Genomic DNA, 19,372 nt, shown 5'->3' with positions numbered 1-19,372 from the left:
AATCGGGGAACACTTATGAAAAAGATTGTTATTTCTCTTCTGCTATTGACTTTATCGTTTCGCCTGTCAGCTCAGATCGACTATCTGGAGCCGGTGAAGCCTTTTACTACCTATACGGGTGAGTTGGGTGAGTATTATCGAAATGTCTTTTCTTTGCTTAATACAGGTTTTCAACAGCGTCCTTACGCGCGTTTTGTAACCATTCCTTCTTTTTCGCCGGAATATGCAATGTCGGTAGAGAAGAAGAATGGACGTTGTCTGTTGATTGCGAATACCTTGTCGCGTACCTATTGGCAGGCAGAGAAAGGAACGGTGAAAGTGGAAACTAAATCAGTGGAGATCAGTCAGTCCTTATACCAGTCTTTGGGAGCTATCGCCCGTTTGGTAACCAGCCAGATACAGGATTTGGACGGTTCGACAGCCGGACTGGATGGAGTTGTTTATTACTTCTCATCGACAGATGCGAAAGGAAAAGAGATGATGGGACGGAAGTGGTCACCCATGAAAGGTACTTTGATGGAGCGGCTTGTGTTGGTTTGTCAGTCGGCTTATATGTTATCTCAGGGAGAAAATATTTCGGAACAAACATTGGCGGAGGAAGCGACCGCTTTATTGAAAGAGCTGGAGCACCGTACCAAAGAACAGCCGGACGCTCACAAAAAGCCGATGTATGTGGGGATTTATTCTGTCGGTCCGAAGCTCAAAACGCATTCGGGAAAGCAAATTGAAGAATTACCCTGCTTGGCTGATGTTTGTGTACGGGAATATGTAGCCGGACAAATGATTTATCCTGCGGAATTGCTTAAAGACAATGTCTCGGGATATGCTTTGTGTGAGTTTACTATAGATAAGGAAGGAGTGATTCTTCGTCCTCATATATTAAAATCGACTCATCCGGAGTTTGCCGAAGAAGCTCTTCGCATTGTAAAGGAAATGCCGAAGTGGATACCGGCACTGGTAGGAGGCAAGGCAGTTGAAAGTGATTATACCCTTTATGTCCCTTTCCGTCCCCAGTTGTATAAAGAACAGTTGCAGATACGCGAACGCGAGTTGTCCAAAAAACATTAATGCCCGGAACTTTTCTCTTTTTATATTGTATTATCATTGTAACCAATAAAAAAAGAGAAGATATGGATGATATGATTAACAGACACGATTCGATAGCCGAAGAAAATATCGAACCGAATGGCCGTCCGGCTAAGAATGAGTTTGAAGAATGGAGTACTGAAGTTACCGATCGTGCAGATAATGTATTCAAAGGTGATACGAAAGACGGTCCCATCAAGGATCGTGAGAAACGAATAAAAGAAATGGATGAAGTGATAAAAAAGGACCTTGAATAAAGGTCCTTTTTTATTGTATATATGATATCTTTTTTAACGCGATCTGGTGCTTGTCGTTGTAGGCCATGAGAAACTTTTCAGTAACTTTGTTGCCTAAAAATATAGATAGTATGATAAAGGCATTATTGCTTGATGTAGATGGAACTTTGTTGAGTTTTGAAACTCATAAAGTGTCGCAATCCTCTATAGATGCTCTTAAAAAAGTACATGATAGTGGAATTAAGATCGTGATTGCTACCGGTAGGGCGGCAAGTGATCTTCATGAGATTGACTCTGTGCCGTATGATGGAGTTATCGCACTTAATGGAGCAGAGTGTGTATTGCGTGACGGAAGTGTGATAAGAAAAGTAGCAATACCTGTACAAGACTTTAGAAAGTCAATGGAGCTTGCACGGGAATTTAATTTTGCAGTCGCTCTCGAATTAAATGAAGGTGTATTTGTTAATCGCCTTACCCCGACTGTCGAACAGATTGCCGGAATTGTTGAGCATCCGGTTCCGCCGGTTGTCGACATCGAAGAGATGTTTGATAAAAAAGAATGCTGTCAACTTTGTTTTTATTTTGATGAGGAAACAGAACAAAAAGTGATGTCGCTTCTGCCGGGTCTTTCCGCAACGCGCTGGCATCCTTTATTCGCTGATGTTAATGTCGCAGGGACAAGCAAGGCAACTGGTCTCTCGTTATTTGCCGATTACTACAGGATTAAAGTTGCTGAAATAATGGCGTGTGGTGATGGCGGTAATGATATCCCCATGTTGAAGGCTGCCGGAATAGGAGTGGCGATGGGAAATGCGTCCGAAAAAGTTCAGTCAGTTGCCGACTTTGTCACTGATACGGTGGATAATAATGGACTTTACAAGGTTTTGAAACAATTCGGGGTAATATAAAAATGTCTTAATGAAGGCTGACTACAAAGCCAATCACAGGTTTAAAATAAAAAAAAGAGTAACTTATTATAAGTTACTCTTTTCATTTTGTGGAGCGTATCGGACTCGAACCGATCACCTCGACACTGCCAGTGTCGCGCTCTAGCCAGATGAGCTAACGCCCCGTTTTTACGTCACTGATATAACGTTTGTCAACGTTTTGCTTTTGTTGGCGCAAATATAATGGAATATTCTGAAATAATTGCTATGTTTGCGGAAAATAATTTATTGAAAGGACAGATGATATGCTGATTTATAATACAACTTTTCAAGTGGACGATGCTGTTCACGATAATTTTTTGATTTGGATAAAGGAAAGCTATATACCTGAAGTACAGAAACACGGGACGTTGAGAGCACCGCGTATCTGTCGGATACTGAGCCATCGGGACGACGGAAGTTCTTATTCTCTGCAATGGGAAGTAGAAAGTAGTGGATTGCTGCATCGCTGGCACATGGAACAGGGAGTACGACTGAATGATGAACTGACGAAAATATTCAAGGATAAAGTAGTCGGTTTTCCGACATTGATGGAGATAGTAGAGTGATTCAGCCGGTAAAAGAAAAGATTATTTTGGGTATCGACCCCGGTACGACCATCATGGGATATGGAGTCCTGCGCGTGAAAGGGACTAAGCCTGAGATGATCGCGATGGGAATTATTGATTTACGTAAATTTGCCAATCATTATCTGAAGCTGCGGCATATTCACGAGCGGGTATTAAGTATCATCGAAAGCTATCTGCCTGACGAACTGGCTATCGAAGCTCCTTTTTTCGGCAAGAACGTACAGTCCATGCTGAAGTTGGGGCGTGCTCAGGGAGTGGCGATGGCAGTGGCATTGAGCCGTGATATTCCGATCACAGAATATGCTCCTTTGAAGATCAAGATGGCTATAACCGGAAACGGACAGGCATCAAAGGAACAAGTAGCGGATATGTTGCAGCGTATGCTGCATTTTCCCAAAGAAGAGATGCCTACCTTTATGGATGCGACGGACGGTTTGGCGGCAGCCTATTGTCATTTTCTGCAAATGGGACGTCCGGCAATGGAAAAAGGATATAGCAGTTGGAAAGATTTTATTGCGAAAAATCCCGATAAAGTAAAATAAACCCGCAATGAAAGAGGCTGGGAGTGAGAATAGTAATAAACAAGTAAGTGCGAAGGTAGTGTGAGTACCGCAGGGGAGGTTTAGTATGAAAATGGGAACCAATTATTTAGCGATATTAGGGGTGACTACGGTGACGACAGTAATGAGTTGTACTACTGCGAAAAAGGAATATATGTCTTATGAATTATATCCGGTCCGTACAGGAAGTCTGATTGAAATGGAGTATACACCGGAGGCAACGAAGTTTACTCTTTGGTCGCCTACGGCAGATGAAGTACGTCTGATGCTTTATGAGGCAGGCGAGGGCGGACATGCCTATGAAACGGTAAAGATGCAGTCGGGGGAAGAAGGAACCTGGACAGCTGTGGTAAGTAAGGACCTCATTGGCAAGTTCTATACTTTCAATGTGAAGATCAATGACAAGTGGCAGGGAGATACTCCCGGAATAAACGCCCGTGCTGTCGGAGTAAACGGGAAGCGGGCCGCCATTATCGACTGGCAATCCACCAATCCGGACGGTTGGGAGAGTGATATTCGACCTCCTTTGAAGTCTCCCGCCGATATGATTATTTATGAGATGCACCACCGTGACTTTTCGGTCGATTCCACTTCAGGAGTGAAGAATAAAGGAAAATACCTGGCACTGACCGAACATGGAACGATGAACTCCGACAAGTTGCTGACAGGCATCGATCATCTGATCGAACTGGGCGTGACACACGTGCATCTGCTTCCTTCCTTTGATTACGCTTCGGTAGATGAAACCAGGCTGAATGAAAATTCGTACAACTGGGGATATGATCCGCAAAACTATAATGTACCCGATGGTTCCTATGCCACTGATCCCTATCAGCCCGCCACTCGTGTGAAAGAATTCAAGCAGATGGTACAGGCATTGCATAAAGCTGGTATCCGTGTGATAATGGATGTGGTGTACAATCATACATTCAATACCGATGAGAGTAATTTCGAGCGGACCGTTCCCGGTTATTTCTATCGCCAGAAAGAAGATAAAACGTTGGCGAATGGCTCAGGGTGTGGTAACGAGACTGCCAGCGAACGCCCTATGATGCGTAAGTTTATGGTAGAATCCGTCCTTTATTGGATAAAAGAATATCATGTTGACGGCTTCCGGTTCGACTTGATGGGAATTCATGACATCGAAACGATGAACGAGATACGGAAGGCAGTGAATGCGGTCGATCCCACCATTTGCATTTATGGAGAGGGGTGGGCTGCCGAAGCGCCTCAGTATCCGGCTGACTCCTTGGCAATGAAGGGAAATATAGCACAGGTACCCGGAGTCGCTGTCTTCTCTGACGAGTTGCGTGACGGGCTTTGCGGACCTGTGGGCGATAAGCGCAAAGGAGCTTTTCTTGCTGGAATTCCGGGAGGGGAGATGAGCGTAAAGTTCGGCATAGCAGGAGCTATCGAGCATCCGCAAGTACAGTGTGATTCGGTTAATTATACTCAAAAGCCGTGGGCGAAACAGCCTGTGCAAATGATCAGTTACGTTTCCTGTCACGACGGGCTGTGTTTGGTAGACCGACTGAAGGCAAGCATGCCGGACATCACTCCCGAACAACTTATACGTCTCGATAAACTGGCACAGACTGTGGTTTTTACTTCACAAGGTATTCCGTTTATTTACGCCGGAGAAGAAATCATGCGTGATAAGCAAGGCGTGGACAATAGTTATAAGAGCTCGGATGCAGTGAATGCCATCGACTGGCGGCGCAAAACCACCAACGCAGATGTTTTCATGTATTATAAACGATTGATCGATTTGCGTAAATCTCATCCGGCCTTCCGCATGGGAGATGCAGGACAGGTTCGGAAACATTTGGAATTTCTTCCTGTGGAAGGAAGCAACCTGATTGCTTTTCGCCTGAAAGACCATGCAAATGGAGATCATTGGGAAGATATCATCGTCGCATTTAATTCTCGTCCTACTCCTGCCAGGCTGACTATTCCGGTGGGCAAATATACAGTGGTATGTAAAGACGGAGTGATAGATGTACGTGGATTAGGCATACAAAACGGGCCGGAAGTTATTATTCCCGGTCAGTCGGCTTTGATTTTATATAAGTAAATTCAGTCTTTTGATAATCAAACAGAATAGAAGAATATGATTCAAAATACATTCAACATAGCGGGGGGCGTGGCACGCAACCCGCTTGTGCGTTTAGCTGCTCCCATCACGGCAACGATTTCGGCCGGAGAACACATTGCAATCGTAGGTCCCAACGGAGGAGGAAAAAGTCTTTTTGTCGATACGCTGATCGGTAAATACCCATTGCGTGAAGGGACGCTGCAATATGACTTTTCTCCTTCTGCCACCCAGACCGTCTATGATAATGTGAAGTACATCGCTTTCCGTGACACTTACGGGGCTGCCGATGCTAATTATTACTATCAGCAACGCTGGAACGCCCACGATCAGGACGAAGCACCCGATGTTCGTGAAACGCTGGGAGAAATTAAGGATGAACAACTGAAACAAGAACTGTTTGAGCTTTTTCGCATAGAGCCGATGCTCGATAAGAAAATAATTCTTCTCTCCAGTGGCGAACTGCGTAAATTCCAGCTGGTCAAAACTCTGCTGACAGCTCCCCGTGTATTGATTATGGACAATCCGTTTATTGGTCTGGATGCACCTACCCGCGAGCTGTTGTTCTCTTTACTCGATCGCTTGACAAAAATGTCGTCCGTACAGATTCTTCTGGTATTGTCAATGCTGGATGATATTCCTTCATTTATTACCCATGTAATTCCTGTGGATAAAATGACGGTGTACCCCAAAATGGAACGTGAGGCCTATCTGGAAGCTTTTCGTTCCAGAGATGCAGCCGTTTCTTTTGATGAGTTACAGCAGCGTATCGTCAATTTGCCCTATGATGGCAATAATTACGATTCTGATGAAGTGGTCAAACTGAATAAAGTCAGCATTCGCTATGATGACCGCACTATTCTGAAAGAGCTCGACTGGACGGTGCGACGTGGTGAGAAATGGGCATTGAGCGGTGAAAACGGAGCCGGAAAATCTACTTTGTTAAGCCTTGTCTGTGCGGATAATCCGCAATCATATGCTTGTGACATCAGCCTTTTCGGGCGGAAGCGGGGTACAGGGGAGAGTATTTGGGAAATTAAAAAGCATATTGGTTATGTAAGTCCGGAGATGCATCGTGCCTATCTCAAAAATTTGCCGGCTATTGAAATCGTGGCCAGTGGGCTTCATGACAGCATCGGGCTGTACAAACGTCCCCAGCCGGAACAAATGGCCATCTGCGAATGGTGGATGGATATATTTGGTATTGCGGAATTGAAAGACAAACCTTTTTTGCAACTTTCCAGTGGAGAACAACGGCTGGCATTGCTGGCACGTGCTTTTGTGAAGGACCCTGAGCTGCTGATTCTGGATGAACCGCTTCACGGTCTGGATACTTACAACCGTCGTCGGGTAAAGAAGATTATTGAGGCTTTCTGTCATCGCAAAGACAAGACGATGATTATGGTGACTCACTACGAATCAGAGTTGCCGGGCACTATTACAGACCGTATTTTCCTGAAGAGAAACCGATAAAAATGGACTGTTGTCAGAAAAATAATGTTTAGCTCTGCCATTCCGAACTTAGTGAGGGATGGCAGAGTTATTTAAAAGAGATTTTTCTTTAATTAATTGGATGGGTGAACCAAAAGCAAGACCCTCTTCCCGGTTCCGATTCCACACCGATTTTCCCTCCCAGTTGCGTGACGATACTTTGGCAGATAGACAGTCCGAGTCCCGTACCGGGAATAAAACTGTTGAGTTTTACAAATCGGGTGAAGATAGCTTCCTGTTTTTCCGGCTCTATCCCCATTCCCGTGTCCTGAACGGAGAATTTCACTTCGTTTCCGTCTATTTGGTAGTCGATGGTGATATTTCCTTCGGAAGTGAATTTTAATGCGTTAGTCACAAAGTTCAGTAATACCTGATAAAGTCTATTCTTGTCACTGGTGAACGTCAGTTCGGGTAAATTATCTTTCAGGCGGAGTTCTACTTGTGGACTAGTTTTCATTTGTATAGCCTGAAACAGATCGTTACAAAGCTGTTTCGCATTCACCCTTTCAGGAATAATGTCGAAAGTTCCCGCTTCGATTTTCGATAAGTCGAGGATATCGGAAATAAGCTGAAGCAACAACTTGTTATTATCTTCTATGATCGTGATATACTGATGCTTTTCTTCCTGATCCTCCGCCTCTTCCAGCATACTTGAGAAACCGACGATCGCATTGAGCGGAGTACGTATCTCGTGACTCATGTTGGCAAGGAATGCAGATTTTAAACGATCCGCTTCTTCGGCTTTCTCTTTGGCTTTGATAAGCATTTGCTCGGTTTCTTTTAGCTGGGTAATATCAAAGTTGATACACAGCATTTCGATGACATTATCCTGCGGTCGGTAGTTGCGGACCAACACATTCACCCGTGTCCACGTATAACTTCCGTCGGCTCTGCGGATACGTACATCCCTGCATAATTTCGTACTTTCGCCTTTGACCACTTTCGCCAGAAAGTCGAGCATAACAGCCCGGTCCTCCGGATGAAAGTGAGAATGGATACCGATAATTTCCGGTAGGGGCGTGCCTTCCTCTTCTCCTACATTTTTATACCAGCTGCTTAAGGCATAACCATTGCGGCTTAACGCATCAAAATGAGCGTATCCAACCTTGGCATAATCTCCTACCAGTTCAAAGAAATTTTTAAATTCCTGAATTTTGTTGTAGGCGATGGTGTTTTCCGTCTTATCTACGTTTATCAACAGATAATTGATAGGCTGCCGGTCATGATCATAGAGTGTTGTTATTCTTGTTGTCAGATTAATGAAACCGGATGTTTTTTCCGATTCATAATATCCTTTGATTTTTGAAAAATCATATTGGAAGGTGAATTCAACCTCTTCATTATCTCTGATCTTTAGCTTTATTTCTTCGGGTAGTGCCGGATTCTCAAAGATATTGATACCAATAACTTTTTCTTTATGGGTGATATGGAACATTTCCAGTTCCTTTTTATTCAAGTCAATCAGGTAACCGTCTTTATTATACAGTTCAATGCCGACGGGTAGATTCTTATAGATATTGTGCAGAATGCGTTCGCTGTTTTGCAGTGCCTGATAGGCGGAAGCCATGCGTGGACCATCTTGAGTTTCTGCTATTCCGTATATTTTGGTGTTTCCTTCCCCATCAGTTTCCTGAAAGCATATTTTACTGCGAATCCATACTTCCCCGTGGGGAGTATCGAGCAGGTACACCTCCTCAATGCTCTGTTGCAATTTATCGAAAGAGTAGCTGGTAGTATGGTGCTGATCCTCCCTTAGGATACGTTTATTGAAATCTTCAAAACTGATCACTCCGTCTTCGTCTATCCCGAGTAATCGGGAGATAAACTCGGAACATACATAACTTTCTGTTTTTAAGTCCGCTTCCCACCATCCCATATTCGCTTTATTCAGCAGTTTTTGCAGGAATGTGTATTCTTTCTGTTTGCTTGTTTCCAATGTCTGACTTGTTTTAAGTTGGCGGTTGAATATTCATTTAGTCCGTAAAAATAGTCATTTCTATTGAATTCTTTTCAATAAACCATCACTTTTAGGTATTGATACCTGCTGATTCTTTCGTGAACTTTGTAGAGAAACAAAATGTTGTATATATAAAAAGAAGAAAGGAGACCATTAAGAATGAAAAAGATAGTATTACTTCGTCATGGAGAGAGTGCTTGGAACAAAGAAAACCGTTTCACAGGTTGGACGGATGTAGACCTGACGGAAAAGGGAGTTGCCGAAGCGGAAAAGGCAGGCGTCACGTTGAGGGAATATGGCTTCAACTTTGATAAAGCCTATACTTCTTATCTGAAAAGGGCAGTCAAAACCTTGAACTGCGTGCTTGATAAAATGAATCTGGACTGGATTCCCGTCGAGAAGAGCTGGCGTCTGAATGAGAAGCATTACGGCGACTTGCAAGGACTCAATAAGGCGGAAACAGCCGAGAAATACGGAGAAGAACAAGTGCTGATCTGGCGTCGCAGTTATGATATAGCTCCCAATCCGCTTTCCGAAAGCGATTTGAGAAATCCGCGTTTCGATTATCGCTATCACGAAGTATCCGATGCGGAACTGCCGCGTACCGAATCATTAAAAGATACCATCGACCGTATTATGCCGTACTGGGAGTCGGATATATTCCCGGCTTTAAAAGATGCGCATACCTTGCTGGTTGTCGCGCATGGCAATAGTCTGCGAGGTATCATTAAGCATTTGAAACATATTTCTGATGAAGATATCATCAAACTGAATCTTCCTACTGCCGTTCCTTATGTATTCGAGTTCGACGAGAACCTGAATGTTGCCAATGATTACTTCCTGGGCAATCCGGAAGAAATTCGTAAGCTGATGGAAGCGGTAGCCAATCAGGGGAAGAAAAAATAGCAGGCTTCATCGCCTGTATATAAATTGTTATACATTAAAAAAATAAAGTTATGAGTAAAGTAGTTGATTTATTAGGAGATAAGACCAGTTATTATCTGGATCATACCTGTAAGACCATTGATAAGTCGTTGATTTATATACCCTCACCGGATACCATTGATAAAGTCTGGATTGATTCGGACCGAAACATTAAAGTATTGAACAGCCTGCAAACCCTTTTAGGGCATGGACGTCTGGCAAATACGGGTTATGTGTCCATTCTTCCTGTTGATCAGGATATCGAGCATACAGCCGGCGCATCCTTTGCACCGAATCCCATTTATTTCGATCCGGAGAATATTGTGAAGCTGGCTATCGAAGGAGGCTGTAATGCGGTAGCTTCTACATTTGGTATTTTGGGATCAGTCGCACGTAAATATGCGCACAAAATACCTTTCGTGGTAAAGTTGAATCACAATGAGCTGCTGACCTATCCGAATACATACGATCAGGTATTATTTGGTACGGTGAAAGAGGCTTGGAATATGGGAGCCGTAGCAGTAGGCGCAACCATTTATTTCGGTTCGGAACAGAGTCGCCGCCAATTGGTAGAGATTGCTGAGGCTTTCGAATATGCCCACGAACTCGGTATGGCTACCATTCTGTGGTGTTATTTGCGTAATAGCGATTTCAAGAAAGGAGCTATTGATTATCATGCTGCTGCCGACCTTACCGGACAGGCTGACCGTTTGGGAGTTACCATCAAAGCGGACATTGTGAAGCAGAAACTTCCTACCAATAATGGTGGTTTCAAAGCGATAGGTTTCGGAAAGACTGATGAACGCATGTACACGGAACTCACATCGGAACATCCGATTGATCTCTGTCGCTATCAGGTGGCAAATGGTTATATGGGACGTGTCGGATTGATCAATTCCGGTGGAGAGTCTCATGGAGCCTCCGATTTGCGTGATGCGGTCATTACAGCAGTTGTCAATAAGCGTGCCGGTGGTATGGGATTGATCAGCGGACGTAAAGCTTTCCAAAAGCCGATGAATAAGGGTGTCGAATTATTAAACGCTATTCAGGATGTCTACCTCGATCCGGCAATAACCATTGCCTGATCTAGGAAAGATGAGAAATAATTCTTATCTTTGACTACCAGATAGTTAACCATTAAAAAATAGAATTATGAAGTTTTTTATTGACACAGCCAATTTGGAGCAGATTCAGGAGGCGTATGACCTCGGAGTACTTGACGGAGTGACTACCAATCCTTCGCTGATGGCGAAAGAAGGCATTAAAGGTACGGAGAATCAACGTGAACATTACATTAAAATATGTAAGATTGTCAATGCTGACGTAAGTGCGGAAGTAATAGCAACGGATTATGAAGGGATGATCCGCGAAGGGGAAGAGCTTGCCGCACTCAATCCGCATATCGTTGTCAAGGTGCCTTGCATTGCCGATGGTATCAAAGCTATCAAGTACTTTACAGAAAAAGGAATCCGGACCAATTGTACATTGGTATTTTCCGTCGGACAGGCATTGCTGGCTGCAAAAGCCGGAGCGACTTACGTTTCGCCTTTTGTCGGACGTCTGGATGATATTTGCGAAGACGGGGTAGGACTTGTTGGTGATATTGTACATATGTATCGCACCTATGATTACAAGACTCAGGTATTGGCGGCTTCTATCCGCAATACGAAGCACATCATCGAGTGTGTGGAGGTGGGAGCAGATGTGGCTACCTGTCCGTTGAGTGCTATCAAAGGGTTGTTGAATCATCCGCTGACTGATTCGGGATTGAAGAAATTTTTGGAAGATTATAAAAAGGTAAATGGATAATCGGATTTGAGAAACTAAGTTTTCTTCAAAGTTATATTGATAGAGGCTTCTGACATAAATGTATGTTAGAAGCCTTTTTTAGTTATTTTAATAATGTCAAACAACATAAAACTAAGACTTCTCGTTTATTCATCTTAATTTGTATCGTGTAATCTAACTAGTGATGTAAATAATGAATAAAAATGGATTTAGTCGATGTGCCGATATCTATATCGGCCGTTTGCGAGAGGAGGGCCGCTATTCTACAGCGCACGTCTATCAGAACGCCCTTCTTTCTTTTAGCAAGTTTTGTGGTGTCCATAGTGTGTCTTTCCGTCAAGTCACCCGTGATCGTCTTCGCCGTTACGAACAGCACCTTTATGAATGTGGTCTGAAGCCCAATACGATTTCCACGTATATGCGTATGCTTCGGAGTATCTATAATCGGGGTGTGGAGGCGGGTAGTGCTCCTTATGTCCACCGCCTGTTCCATGAGGTCTATACGGGGGTGGACGTGCGTCAGAAAAGGGCGCTTCCTGTCGTCGCTCTTCGCAGGCTTCTTTATGAAGATCCCCAGTCTGATCGTCTCCGCCGTACCCAGGCTATTGCCGCTCTGATGTTCCAGTTCTGCGGGATGTCTTTCGCCGATCTGACGCATCTGGAGAAATCCGCTCTTGACAGCAATGTGCTGCGCTACAATCGTGTCAAGACGAAGACTCCCATGAGCGTTGAGGTTCTGGACAGCGCAAAGGAGATGCTCGACCAGCTCCGGAACCGACAGTCTCCCCGTCCCGGTTGTCCCGACTACCTTTTCAGCATTCTTCAAGGTGATAAGAAGAGGAAGGATGAGAGAGCCTACCGTGAATACCAGTCCGCTCTCCGAAGATTCAACTACTGCCTGAAGTCTCTGGCAAAGCGGCTGCGTCTCAACTTCCCCGTCACTTCCTACACGCTTCGTCATTCATGGGCTACTACTGCCAAGTACCGTGGTGTCCCTATTGAGATGATCAGCGAGTCGCTTGGTCATAAGTCCATCAAGACTACGCAGATTTATCTGAAAGGCTTTGAACTGAAAGAGCGTACGGAGGTAAACCGGATGAATTTGTCTTACGTAAAGCGGTGCGGAGTAGGTCAGTACATCTGATTTAGAAGCTTGATATACAGTGTTTATCGGTGTGCGTTACTTCTTAGGTAACGGAATGATTCATGGCGCAAAGATGGACATATTTATGAAAATACGCAAACAAAAATGAAATTAATTTCTTAAAATGAATCAAAAGTCGGCATAACATACGGAAAATGACAATATCCGTGTTATGTCTTTTTTTATTCCAATTTATGAAAAACCCCTTCACTTCTGCCTTATTTCCTGAATACCAGTCCTCTTCCGATGTTTTCGTTGAAAAAAGTTCCCTTTTCTGCTTGCTCTATGCTTGTTCGTTACCTAAGAAGTAACGGATAAACATGGGGTAAAAAAATATGATTTTAAGAAAAAAGAAATCACTCAATGCTGGGCCTATTAATGGGACAGGGGAAGGCGTAGCACACTCAAAACGCTGGTATGTTGCTTTGGTTCGGATGCACCATGAAAAGAAGGTTTCCGAGCATTTGGACAAGATGGGAATCGAGAATTTCGTTCCCGTTCAACAGGAACTTCACCAATGGAGCGACCGTCGTAAGCTGGTCACTTCCGTCTTGCTTCCTATGATGGTGTTTGTACACGCCGATCCTAAGGAACGCATGGAAGTCCTGAGTTTTTCTACTGTCAGTCGTTACATGGTGATGCGCGGTGAGAGTAGTCCTGCTGTAATTCCTGACGAGCAGATGGCTCGTTTCCGTTTCATGCTTGATTATTCGGAAGAATCGATAAGCATGAACAGTTCTCCTTTGGCCCGTGGCGAAAAGGTTCGCGTGATTAAAGGTCCGTTGACGGGTCTTGTTGGCGAACTGGTTAATGTGGATGGCAGAAGTAAGATTGCTGTTCGCTTGAATATGCTGGGATGCGCCTGTGTTGATATGCCTGTCGGTTATGTAGAGCCTATTATGGCGGCTGTTTAAGGCAAGGGATATGGATGCTATTATTTTACAAGAAAACATAGAGGGTTTATTAAGTTTGGTACGTATGCTGCTTCCTGGTGGGGGGAGTGCAGGCTGCGTGTATCTGGATGATCTTTCAGCATTACAAGGATCCATCCACGAAAAGATTAACGATTTATATTCTCAACGGGGGGAGACACCGGAGCAGGATGCTACCCTGTGTTTGGCCATCCTTCAGGGATATAATGTGTCGATGTACGCCAATCCGGAAGACGAAGAAAGAAAACAGGATGTTTTGACCCGTTCTCTGTCTCTTCTCGATGTTCTTCCCCCTTCTCTTCTTAAGCAACAGTTATCTGCCGTCTGTTACGGGATGCAGGAACTGTGTGAAATCAACTGAAACTTTTTTATTTGTCAATGAAAATACAAAGACTTTTTAGCATTCTACTCTTCTGTTTGATGCTGGGAAGTGGCTCGCTTATGGCTCAGTCCATGAGTGATTCACAAGTACTGGAATATGTAAAGGACGGTATCCGGCAAGGCAAGGAACAGAAGCAGCTTGCTTCCGAACTTGCACGTAAAGGTGTAACCAAGGAACAGGCTATGCGTGTGAAACAGCTATACGAGCAGCAGAACAATGTAAACACTTCCCAATCCACCGGTACGGATATCAACGAGTCCCGCCTTCGTGAAGAGACTAAGGAAAATACTTCCGACATGCTGGAGGACCATCCCACCACTCAGGACCTTGCCCGTGGCGATCAGGTCTTCGGACGTAACATCTTCAATACCCGCAACCTGACATTTGAACCCAGTGTCAATCTCGCCACTCCCTCCAATTACCGTCTTGGTCCCGGTGATGAAGTCATTATTGATATCTGGGGTGCGAGCCAAAACACGATTCGCCAGCAAATATCTCCGGAAGGTACCATCAACATTCAGAAGATCGGCCCTGTCAACCTTAGCGGTATGACAGTCTCTGCCGCCAATGACTATCTGAAGAACGCCCTGAATAAAATATATAATGGTCTGAATAATACTACCGACCCTACTTCCGACATCCGTCTGACTTTGGGTAATATCCGTACTATTCAGATCAATGTGATGGGAGAAGTCGTACAGCCCGGTACTTATGCCCTTTCTTCTTTCTCTACCGTCTTCCATGCGCTTTATCGTGCAGGTGGTGTGAGTGATATCGGTAGCCTCCGAAACGTTCAATTGGTACGCAACGGAAAGAATATTGCCACCATCGACGTCTACGAATTCATCATGAAAGGAAATACACTGGATGACATTCGCCTTCAGGAAGGTGACGTCGTGATTGTTCCTGCTTATGATGTCTTGGTAAAGATCAGCGGCAAGGTAAAACGTCCTATGCGTTTTGAAATGAAGAAAGACGAGAACCTTGCTACTCTCATCAAATATGCCGGCGGCTTTGAAGCTGACGCCTACACCCGTTCATTACGTGTTGTCCGTCAGAATGGTGAGGAATATGAAGTCAACACAGTCAAGGATATGGACTACAGTATCTACACAATGCGTAACGGTGACGTTGTAACAGCCGAAGCCATCCTTAACCGCTTCACAAACAAACTGGAAATCCGTGGCGCTGTCTATCGTCCCGGCATCTACCAGCTCAGCGGTAAACTGAATACGATCCGCGAACTTGTCCATGAAGCCCAGGGCCTGACCGGTGACGCTTTCCTGAATCGTGCCGTCCTTTATCGCCAGCGTGAGGATTTGACCAGTGAAGTTGTTCAGATAGACATCAGGTCTATCATGGACGGTACTTCCCCGAACCTCGCCCTGATGAAGAATGACATCCTTTACATTCCGAGCATTCACGATCTGGAAGATCGTGGCAATGTTACAGTTTACGGTGAGGTCGCCCAACCGGATTCCTATCCCTATGCTGATAACATGACACTTGAGGATCTGATCATTCAGGCCGGTGGCTTGAAAGAAGCCGCCTCCACTGTCCGCATTGATGTGTCGAGACGAATCAAGAATCCCCGTAGTACCGCGGATAATGATACTATCGGTCAGATGTATACCTTCTCTTTAAAGGATGGTTTTGTCATTGACGGTCAGCCCGGTTTTATCCTTCAGCCTTATGATGAAGTTTATGTCCGTCGCAGTCCGGGTTATCAGGCACAACAGAATGTAGTCATTGATGGTGAAATCCTTTTCGGAGGAAATTATGCCATGACCAGCCGTGAGGAACGTCTTTCCGATCTGGTGAATAAAGCGGGTGGTCCTACTAACCTTGCCTATCTTCGTGGTGCAAAGCTGACCCGTGTGGCAAGTGCCGGTGAGAAGAAACGTATGGGTGATGTGATTCGCCTGATGAGCAGACAATTGGGAGAGGCCATGATTGACTCTTTGGGTATTGGTGTTGAGGATACCTTTACGGTAGGCATTGATCTGGAGAAGGCTTTGACTAATCCTAAGGGTAGTGCCGACCTTGTCTTACGTGAAGGTGATGTGGTCTTCATACCAAAGAATAATAATACTGTGACTATCAATGGTGCTGTCATGGTTCCGAATACGGTTTCTTATATGAAGGGCAAGAATGTGGATTATTACCTGAATCAGGCCGGTGGTTATTCTGATAATGCAAGGAAGAGTAAGAAATTCATTGTTTACATGAATGGTCAGGTGACTAAGGTTAAGGGTAGTGGTAAGAAACAGATTGAGCCGGGATGTGAGATTATTGTGCCTAGTAAGGCTAAGAAGAAAGGGAACATAGCTAATATTTTAGGTTATGCTACTTCTTTCAGTTCTTTGGGTATGATGATTGCTTCTATTGCTAATTTGATAAAGAAATAATAGAATTTACTTTTATGTCGGAACAACAACTAAATAGAAATATCTCTTCAGAACAGGATAAATTATTAAATGATGAGATGGAAATAGATTTAATGGATGTTCTCCGCAAGATTATTAGTATTCGTAAGACGCTCTATAAAGCAGCGGGAGTAGGGGTGATCATTGGCATCATAGTTTATTTAAGCATTCCCAAACAATATACGGTGAATGTTACTCTTTCCCCTGAAATGGGTGGTTCCAAAAGTGGAAATGGATTAGTGGGGATTGCTGCCTCTTTTTTGGGAAGTGGTGTTTCATCGGGTGATAGTTCCGATGCGTTGAACGCCTCCCTTTCCTCGGAAATAGTTTCTTCTACCCCCTTTTTACTGGAACTTTTATCCATTGATATTCCTGCTCCGGATGGGAATGGTAATATGGTTCTGGATACTTACTTGGATGACCAGTCCTCTCCTTGGTGGAATTACGTCATAGGTTTTCCCAGCATGTTGGTAGGAGGAGTGAAATCCTTGTTTAGTGAAGGAACGTTAGACACATTAGAGAATGTAGGACGTCGTGGTACTCTTGAATTATCACAAGAACAGAATACTAAAGTCAATGTTCTTCGTAACAGTGTCAAAGCTTCTATAGATACCAAAACGGCAATAACCAATGTGTCCGTCAGTTTACAGAGTCCCAAGGTAGCAGCGGTTGTGGCGGATTCCGTCGTTCATAAGTTACAAGAGTACATTACTGATTATCGCACTTCCAAAGTTAAGGATGACTGTGCTTATTTGGAGAAACTATTCAAGGAGCGACAGCGCGAATATTATACTGCCCAAAAGAAATATGCCAATTATGTAGATACGCATGATAATTTAGTTCTTCAAAGTGTTCGTACGGAGCAGGAACGCTTACAAAATGACATGAGTCTAGCTTATCAAATCTATAGTCAAGTCGCTAACCAATTGCAAGTGGCACGTGCTAAAGTACAAGAGGAGAAACCTGTTTTTGCTGTGGTGGAACCTGCTATCGTTCCACTAAATCCTTCGGGTATGAAACTGATGATTTATGTGATTGTTTTCGTGCTTTTCTCCATAACGACTACTATAGTTTGGAAATTTCTTGTAAAAAATATTCTAAAAATAATTATAACTAACGTCTAATTGAGGCGTTTACCAAATCATATTAAATCCAAGATTATGTCAATTCAAGTATTGAAACCAAAGTTTGAGATTGAAGAATGTCTCGAGGCTGTAAAAGAATGCCTTGAACAAGGCTGGACAGGCATGGGCTTTAAAACCGCTCAATTCGAAGAAGCCTGGAAAGATTACACCGGTCATAAATATGCATATTATCTTAATTCCAACACTGTAGGTCTTCATCTTGCTGTGAAAATTCTTAAAATGCAGAATGGATGGCAAGATGGTGATGAAATTATCTCAACCCCTATCACCTTTGTATCGACCAATCACGCAGTTATGTACGAAAATATGCATGTTACATTTGCTGATGTAGATGAGTATCTTTGTCTTGATCCCATAGATGTTGAGAAGAAAATAAGTGATAAAACCAAAGCTATTATTTTTGTAGGTTATGGTGGACGCGTAGGAAAACTAGATAAGATCATAGAGATATGTAAAAAGTATGATCTAAAACTAATACTTGATGCTGCTCACATGTCTGGCACACGAGTTAATGGTGTTACTCCGGGTACTTGGGATGGTGTAGATGTTACAGTTTATTCTTATCAGGCTGTGAAGAACCTTCCTACCGGTGATAGTGGTATGATTTGTTTTGCAAATGAGAAAGACGATAAACTAGCACGTCAGCTTGCTTGGCTGGGTATTAATAAAGATACCTATGCTCGTTCAAACAAAGGAACCTATGCTTGGAAATATGATGTGGACTATGTGGGTTATAAGTACAATGGCAATGCTATAATGGCTGCTATTGCATTGGTTCAACTTAAATATCTTGATAGAGATAATGCACGCCGTCGTGAAATCGTTGAGATGTATAACAAAGGTTTCGAAAATAATTCGAAGATTCAAATAATAAGGGCTCCTCATGCAGATGAATGCTCTTTCCATATTTACGAACTTATTGTACCCGATCGTGAAGGGCTTTTAGGACAACTAGCTGAAAATGCTATCTATGGTGGCGTACATTACCGTGACAATACAGAGTATAGCATGTATCTATATGCTAAGGGAACTTGCCCCCGTGCTCATGAAGTCAGCAAACATCTCATTACACTTCCGCTACACATGTGGCTCGCTGATGAAGAAGTTAATAGAATCATAGCTGTTGTAAACGATTATGTGAAGTAATATGGTTTATGAAGGAATCCTTGAAGGACGTTTTGTCAATCTTCGTCCTGTCACGAAAGAAGACGCAGAGTTCATTTTGGAAATTAGGAATAATCCGGAAATTTCAAAATTTCTTCCTTCTCTGAATGCCACAGTTGATCAGCAACAAAGTTGGATAGACAAGCAAAGAAACGACATCAATAGTTATTATTTTATTATCGAAGATAAAACTAAAATGCGAATAGGGACCACTAGTGTTTACAACATTATAGAGAATCATGCTGAGGTAGGTCGTTTCTGCTCTTTCGGAAATTCGATTCAAAATTCTGAAGCGGCATTAATGTTGGATGACTTTATATTCCAAAAGTTAGGTATTAATTATCTAGATATTTGGGTGTATAAAGATAATAAATCAGTGCTTGCTTTAAACAAGGGGTTGGGGTGTGTATGGGAAGGAGAAGGTGAAGATGAAAAAGGTATTCCATATTTATATGGTACTTTAACGAAGGAAGGATTCGACATAAAATCACAGAAAATAAGGAATAATTTGTCTAAAATAAAAATATAA

18 protein-coding genes and 1 tRNA gene are annotated in these 19,372 nt (G+C 43.4%); 17 read left to right on the top strand and 2 right to left on the bottom strand.

What is annotated here, in order from left to right; all coding sequences use genetic code 11:
- Positions 1–15: 15 nt before the first annotated feature.
- The 3 genes from ACHLI0_RS06600 to ACHLI0_RS06590 all read left to right on the top strand — a co-directional run bounded on the left by ACHLI0_RS06600 (position 16) and on the right by ACHLI0_RS06590 (position 2,230).
- Entirely contained in the window at positions 16–1,068 is a 1,053-nt protein-coding gene (locus ACHLI0_RS06600) for an energy transducer TonB (RefSeq protein WP_258973167.1), read from the top strand.
- Positions 1,069–1,130: 62 nt separating this feature from the next.
- Positions 1,131–1,343, top strand: coding sequence for a hypothetical protein (locus ACHLI0_RS06595; protein WP_008767859.1), 213 nt, complete (start codon positions 1,131–1,133; stop codon positions 1,341–1,343).
- Positions 1,344–1,453: 110 nt separating this feature from the next.
- Positions 1,454–2,230 carry a Cof-type HAD-IIB family hydrolase gene (locus ACHLI0_RS06590; protein ID WP_234120716.1) on the top strand — a complete coding sequence of 259 codons (777 nt, stop codon included), beginning with the start codon at positions 1,454–1,456 and terminating at the stop codon, positions 2,228–2,230.
- A 90-nt stretch (positions 2,231–2,320) separates the two neighbouring features.
- On the opposite strand, the gene ACHLI0_RS06585 is transcribed toward ACHLI0_RS06590, so the two are convergent.
- Positions 2,321–2,394 (bottom strand) — tRNA-Ala (locus ACHLI0_RS06585).
- 120 nt (positions 2,395–2,514) lie between these two features.
- Between ACHLI0_RS06585 and ACHLI0_RS06580 the strand changes: the two genes are divergently transcribed.
- From ACHLI0_RS06580 to ACHLI0_RS06565, 4 genes are all read left to right on the top strand, one after another.
- Positions 2,515–2,817, top strand: a complete 303-nt coding sequence (locus ACHLI0_RS06580) for a DUF4286 family protein (RefSeq protein ID WP_151210105.1) — start codon at positions 2,515–2,517, stop codon at positions 2,815–2,817.
- Positions 2,814–3,380 carry a crossover junction endodeoxyribonuclease RuvC gene (gene ruvC / locus ACHLI0_RS06575; RefSeq protein ID WP_008763383.1) on the top strand — a complete coding sequence of 189 codons (567 nt, stop codon included), beginning with the start codon at positions 2,814–2,816 and terminating at the stop codon, positions 3,378–3,380. Before ACHLI0_RS06580 ends, ruvC begins: the two co-directional genes overlap by 4 nt.
- A gap of 85 nt (positions 3,381–3,465) precedes the next feature.
- The gene (gene pulA / locus ACHLI0_RS06570) at positions 3,466–5,472 is read left to right on the top strand and encodes a type I pullulanase (RefSeq protein ID WP_490748703.1); all 2,007 of its coding nucleotides are present in this window, start codon (positions 3,466–3,468) and stop codon (positions 5,470–5,472) included.
- Positions 5,473–5,508: 36 nt separating this feature from the next.
- Positions 5,509–6,963, top strand: coding sequence for an ATP-binding cassette domain-containing protein (locus ACHLI0_RS06565; protein ID WP_490748702.1), 1,455 nt, complete (start codon positions 5,509–5,511; stop codon positions 6,961–6,963).
- A gap of 88 nt (positions 6,964–7,051) precedes the next feature.
- Here the strand turns inward: ACHLI0_RS06565 and ACHLI0_RS06560 are convergent, their stop codons facing one another.
- Positions 7,052–8,857: a PAS domain-containing sensor histidine kinase gene (locus ACHLI0_RS06560; RefSeq protein WP_490749554.1), complete on the bottom strand. Its 1,806-nt coding sequence runs from the start codon at positions 8,855–8,857 to the stop codon at positions 7,052–7,054.
- 240 nt (positions 8,858–9,097) lie between these two features.
- Between ACHLI0_RS06560 and gpmA the strand changes: the two genes are divergently transcribed.
- The 10 genes from gpmA to ACHLI0_RS06510 all read left to right on the top strand — a co-directional run bounded on the left by gpmA (position 9,098) and on the right by ACHLI0_RS06510 (position 19,372).
- Positions 9,098–9,844 carry a 2,3-diphosphoglycerate-dependent phosphoglycerate mutase gene (gene gpmA / locus ACHLI0_RS06555; RefSeq protein ID WP_011107928.1) on the top strand — a complete coding sequence of 249 codons (747 nt, stop codon included), beginning with the start codon at positions 9,098–9,100 and terminating at the stop codon, positions 9,842–9,844.
- A 50-nt stretch (positions 9,845–9,894) separates the two neighbouring features.
- Positions 9,895–10,947, top strand: a complete 1,053-nt coding sequence (locus ACHLI0_RS06550) for a class I fructose-bisphosphate aldolase (RefSeq protein WP_008763387.1) — start codon at positions 9,895–9,897, stop codon at positions 10,945–10,947.
- A gap of 67 nt (positions 10,948–11,014) precedes the next feature.
- Positions 11,015–11,671: a fructose-6-phosphate aldolase gene (fsa, locus tag ACHLI0_RS06545; protein ID WP_490748701.1), complete on the top strand. Its 657-nt coding sequence runs from the start codon at positions 11,015–11,017 to the stop codon at positions 11,669–11,671.
- A gap of 172 nt (positions 11,672–11,843) precedes the next feature.
- Positions 11,844–12,794 carry a tyrosine-type DNA invertase cluster 3b gene (locus ACHLI0_RS06540; RefSeq protein ID WP_490748699.1) on the top strand — a complete coding sequence of 317 codons (951 nt, stop codon included), beginning with the start codon at positions 11,844–11,846 and terminating at the stop codon, positions 12,792–12,794.
- Between the two features lie 335 nt (positions 12,795–13,129).
- The gene (locus ACHLI0_RS06535; protein ID WP_011107925.1) at positions 13,130–13,708 is read left to right on the top strand and encodes a UpxY family transcription antiterminator; all 579 of its coding nucleotides are present in this window, start codon (positions 13,130–13,132) and stop codon (positions 13,706–13,708) included.
- Positions 13,709–13,718: 10 nt separating this feature from the next.
- A complete protein-coding gene (locus ACHLI0_RS06530) occupies positions 13,719–14,087 on the top strand; it encodes a UpxZ family transcription anti-terminator antagonist (RefSeq protein WP_490748698.1) in 369 nt (122 codons plus the stop codon).
- A 17-nt stretch (positions 14,088–14,104) separates the two neighbouring features.
- Entirely contained in the window at positions 14,105–16,516 is a 2,412-nt protein-coding gene (locus tag ACHLI0_RS06525) for an SLBB domain-containing protein (RefSeq protein ID WP_181982094.1), read from the top strand.
- A 14-nt stretch (positions 16,517–16,530) separates the two neighbouring features.
- Positions 16,531–17,658, top strand: a complete 1,128-nt coding sequence (locus ACHLI0_RS06520) for a chain-length determining protein (protein ID WP_490748697.1) — start codon at positions 16,531–16,533, stop codon at positions 17,656–17,658.
- Between the two features lie 36 nt (positions 17,659–17,694).
- Positions 17,695–18,825 carry a DegT/DnrJ/EryC1/StrS family aminotransferase gene (locus ACHLI0_RS06515; protein ID WP_490748696.1) on the top strand — a complete coding sequence of 377 codons (1,131 nt, stop codon included), beginning with the start codon at positions 17,695–17,697 and terminating at the stop codon, positions 18,823–18,825.
- Between the two features lies 1 nt (position 18,826).
- Entirely contained in the window at positions 18,827–19,372 is a 546-nt protein-coding gene (locus tag ACHLI0_RS06510) for a GNAT family N-acetyltransferase (protein ID WP_055230236.1), read from the top strand.

Source organism: Bacteroides sp. RCH18, from assembly GCF_058231005.1.
Note: the sequence above shows the minus strand (reverse complement) of the source record. Positions and strands in the feature narration are given on the sequence as shown.

Excerpts from the sequence above, each read along its gene's own strand:
- ACHLI0_RS06600 (WP_258973167.1), top strand. The coding sequence starts at position 16 with ATGAAAAAGATTGTTATTTCTCTTCTGCTATTGACTTTATCGTTTCGC.
- ACHLI0_RS06595 (WP_008767859.1), top strand. The coding sequence starts at position 1,131 with ATGGATGATATGATTAACAGACACGATTCGATAGCCGAAGAAAATATC.
- ACHLI0_RS06590 (WP_234120716.1), top strand. The coding sequence starts at position 1,454 with ATGATAAAGGCATTATTGCTTGATGTAGATGGAACTTTGTTGAGTTTT.
- ACHLI0_RS06580 (WP_151210105.1), top strand. The coding sequence starts at position 2,515 with ATGCTGATTTATAATACAACTTTTCAAGTGGACGATGCTGTTCACGAT.
- pulA (WP_490748703.1), top strand. The coding sequence starts at position 3,466 with ATGAAAATGGGAACCAATTATTTAGCGATATTAGGGGTGACTACGGTG.
- ACHLI0_RS06565 (WP_490748702.1), top strand. The coding sequence starts at position 5,509 with ATGATTCAAAATACATTCAACATAGCGGGGGGCGTGGCACGCAACCCG.
- ACHLI0_RS06560 (WP_490749554.1), bottom strand. The coding sequence starts at position 8,857 with ATGGGATGGTGGGAAGCGGACTTAAAAACAGAAAGTTATGTATGTTCC.
- gpmA (WP_011107928.1), top strand. The coding sequence starts at position 9,098 with ATGAAAAAGATAGTATTACTTCGTCATGGAGAGAGTGCTTGGAACAAA.
- ACHLI0_RS06550 (WP_008763387.1), top strand. The coding sequence starts at position 9,895 with ATGAGTAAAGTAGTTGATTTATTAGGAGATAAGACCAGTTATTATCTG.
- fsa (WP_490748701.1), top strand. The coding sequence starts at position 11,015 with ATGAAGTTTTTTATTGACACAGCCAATTTGGAGCAGATTCAGGAGGCG.
- ACHLI0_RS06540 (WP_490748699.1), top strand. The coding sequence starts at position 11,844 with ATGAATAAAAATGGATTTAGTCGATGTGCCGATATCTATATCGGCCGT.
- ACHLI0_RS06535 (WP_011107925.1), top strand. The coding sequence starts at position 13,130 with ATGATTTTAAGAAAAAAGAAATCACTCAATGCTGGGCCTATTAATGGG.
- ACHLI0_RS06530 (WP_490748698.1), top strand. The coding sequence starts at position 13,719 with ATGGATGCTATTATTTTACAAGAAAACATAGAGGGTTTATTAAGTTTG.
- ACHLI0_RS06525 (WP_181982094.1), top strand. The coding sequence starts at position 14,105 with ATGAAAATACAAAGACTTTTTAGCATTCTACTCTTCTGTTTGATGCTG.
- ACHLI0_RS06520 (WP_490748697.1), top strand. The coding sequence starts at position 16,531 with ATGTCGGAACAACAACTAAATAGAAATATCTCTTCAGAACAGGATAAA.
- ACHLI0_RS06515 (WP_490748696.1), top strand. The coding sequence starts at position 17,695 with ATGTCAATTCAAGTATTGAAACCAAAGTTTGAGATTGAAGAATGTCTC.
- ACHLI0_RS06510 (WP_055230236.1), top strand. The coding sequence starts at position 18,827 with ATGGTTTATGAAGGAATCCTTGAAGGACGTTTTGTCAATCTTCGTCCT.